At 67.2% G+C, this 2618-nt stretch carries 3 protein-coding genes and 1 pseudogene; 2 read left to right on the top strand and 2 right to left on the bottom strand.

Translation table 11 applies throughout. The features are described 5' to 3' along the window. On the bottom strand, positions 1 to 610 hold a 610-nt coding region (locus RMO40_RS23720), incomplete at its 3' end, for an amidohydrolase family protein (RefSeq protein WP_309726109.1). Between the two features lie 66 nt (positions 611 to 676). Here RMO40_RS23720 and RMO40_RS23725 point away from each other — a divergent pair. Both RMO40_RS23725 and atpE read left to right on the top strand, forming a co-directional pair. Next, positions 677 to 1651, top strand: coding sequence for a tripartite tricarboxylate transporter substrate-binding protein (locus tag RMO40_RS23725; protein ID WP_309726111.1), 975 nt, complete (start codon positions 677 to 679; stop codon positions 1649 to 1651). Positions 1652 to 1735: 84 nt separating this feature from the next. After that, the gene (gene atpE, locus RMO40_RS23730) at positions 1736 to 1978 is read left to right on the top strand and encodes a F0F1 ATP synthase subunit C (protein WP_309726113.1); all 243 of its coding nucleotides are present in this window, start codon (positions 1736 to 1738) and stop codon (positions 1976 to 1978) included. On the opposite strand, the pseudogene RMO40_RS23735 reads toward atpE, so the two are convergent. Beyond that, positions 1975 to 2618, bottom strand: a pseudogene (locus tag RMO40_RS23735) (transglutaminase-like domain-containing protein); the annotation flags it as partial. The gene atpE and the pseudogene RMO40_RS23735 sit on opposite strands and share 4 nt — an antisense overlap.

Genomic DNA, 2618 nt, shown 5'->3' on the forward strand with positions numbered 1-2618 from the left:
CACGCTCGGCTGCCACCTCGCACAACAGGCGCACGCTCTCGGCGCCATCGGCCATGGTGCGCTCGAAGTGCGGGATGCCGCCGACCACGTCGACGCCGCGGTCGAGCGCACGTTTCAGGTTGACCAGTGCATTCGGTGCGCGCAGCACACCGTCTTGCGGAAAGGCCACCAGCTGCATGTCGAGGTAGGGCTTCACCTGCGCTTTGACGTGCAGCAGAGCGTCAACCGCCAACAGCCGCTCGTCGCACACATCGACATGGGTGCGGATGGCGAGCAGGCCCTTGGCCACCGCCCAGTCGCAGTACTGCAGCGCCCGCTCGACCAGCGCCTCTTGGGTGAGCAGCGGTTTGAGCTCGCCCCACAGCGCTATGCCTTCGAGCAGCGTGCCGCTCTGGTTGACACGCGGCAGGCCATGGCTGAGCGTGGCGTCCATGTGGAAATGCGCGTCGACGAAAGGCGGGCTCAGCAGGTAGCCTTCAGCCTCGAGCACCGGTGTGCCTTCGGGGGCGCTCAATTGCGGGCCGACCGCCACGATGCGCCCGGCCTGGGCCAAGACGTCGACGCCGGTCGAGCCATCGGGGAGCGTTGCATTGCGAACAAGCAGGTTCATGGGTCAGGCTCCTGGTGTGCACCGATTCTGGCGTAGGCTCAACACCCCATTGCAAGAGACGTTCCCATGATCGGCAAACGACATTTCCTGGGCGCCATCGCCGCAAGCCCCTTCGTCACCACGATGGCCTGGGCACAGGCCACATGGCCGAGCAAGCCGCTGCGCATCGTGGTGGGCTTCCCTGCGGGCTCCACACCCGACCTGATGGCACGCGCACTCTCCGACGGCCTGGCGCGGGTGCTGGGCCAACCGGTGGTGGTCGACAACAAACCCGGCGCCTCGGGCAACATCGGCGCCGATCAATTGGCCCGTGCCACCGACGAGCACACGCTCGGTGTGCTGATCAACGGCAACCTGACGGTGGCCAAGCTGCTCAACCCGGCCACACCCTTCGACCCGGCGCGCGACTTCGCGCCGATCTCGTTGCTGGGCACCGCGCCGTTGCTGCTCACCGCTGCCGGCAGCGCCACCGGCAACACGCCGGCCGAGCTGCTGCAGTGGGCACGGGGTCTGGGCGACAAGGGCAACTACGGCACGCCCGGCAATGGCACGGTGGCTCACCTGGGCATGGAGCTGCTCAAGAGCAAGACCGGCATCGCCGCGGTGCACGTGCCCTTCGCCGGCAACCCGCAGGTGGCGAATGCATTGCTGGGGGGGCAGATCCAGCTCTCGCTGCTGCCGCCGGGCATCGCGATGCCGCAGGTCAAGGCCGGCAAGCTGAAGGCCATCGGCATCACCTCTCCGGCGCGCAGCAGCCTGGTGCCCGATGTGCCGACCTTGCGCGAGGCAGGCGTCACGGGCACCGACCTCGAAATCTGGACCGCCCTGGTGGGCCCGGCCTCGCTGCCCAAGCCCGCCATCGCGCGCCTGGCCGCTGCCATCGCAGAAGTGATGCAGCAACCTGAAACGCAAGCGCGTGTGCTCGCCGCCGGCTGGCAGGCCGTGGGCAGCATCCCCGAGGGGCTGGCGCAGCGCATGAAGGCCGACACCGCGATGCTGTCGGAGATCATCACCGCGCGCGGGATCAAAGCAGACAGCTGAACTCGCCCCCATGACGTCCCAGGTCATGGACGTCATGCGAGCGCCGCGAGACGATCTCCTTGAACCAACCCAAGGAGAAAACACATGGACAGCATCAACCTCGTTCCGCTCGCCGTCGGCCACATGATCGGCCTGGGCGCCATCGGCTCCTGCCTCGGTGTGGGCGTGATGGCGAGCAAGTACCTCGAAGCCTCGGCACGTCAGCCCGAGCTGATGGAGCCGCTGCAAGGCAAGGTGTTCCTGCTGGTGGGTGTGCTCGACGGCGCGTTCATCATCGCCACCGGCATCGGCTTGTGGTTTGCCACCGCCAACCCGTTCAAAAGCTAGTTCGACACCAATCCGCCATCGGTCGACAGCGCCTGCGGGCAGCGGTAGGGCATCTCGAAGCCGCGCGACGCGTCTTCCACCGCCCAGGCGCGGATCATCGGCGAGCCCGAGCGCACACCGCCGAAGATGGTGGCAAAGGCCACGTCGGCGGCGTCGCGGCCGGTGCCAAAGCGCACGAAGGCCATCGGGATGGCGGTGCCCGAGGGGTCGAAGATGTACCAGCGGTCTCCGAGGTAGACCTCCACATAGGCGTGGAAGTCGGGCGGCCCGAGCACCGGGTCGGCGCCGTAGTCGGTGCCGGTGGCAAAACGCGCCGGGATGTTGACCGCCCGGCACAGCGCAATCATCAAATGCGCAAAGTCGCGGCACACACCCACCTGCTCGATCAGCGTGTCGACCGCCGAGGTGTTGGAGTTGCTGGTGTTCGACGTGAAGCTCACATGCCGCTGCACCCACTGCTGGATCGCCTGCACCCGGCTGTAGCCCTGCCACAGATGGCCAAACTCGTTGATCGCATCTTGACCAGGCGGTCTGACTGGCAATAGCGGCTCGGGTAGATGTAGCCGATCACCTCGGGCGGCAGGTTACGCACCGGCACCTCGGGCAAGCTCATCGGGTCGGCGCGGTGGTGCTCCATGTC

The organism is Rhizobacter sp., assembly GCF_031412075.1.
Classification (GTDB): domain Bacteria; phylum Pseudomonadota; class Gammaproteobacteria; order Burkholderiales; family Burkholderiaceae_C; genus Rhizobacter.

Bases quoted from the DNA above. Each gene is read 5' to 3' on its own strand.
- atpE (WP_309726113.1), top strand. From the start codon at position 1,736: ATGGACAGCATCAACCTCGTTCCGCTCGCCGTCGGCCACATGATCGGC.
- RMO40_RS23725 (WP_309726111.1), top strand. From the start codon at position 677: ATGATCGGCAAACGACATTTCCTGGGCGCCATCGCCGCAAGCCCCTTC.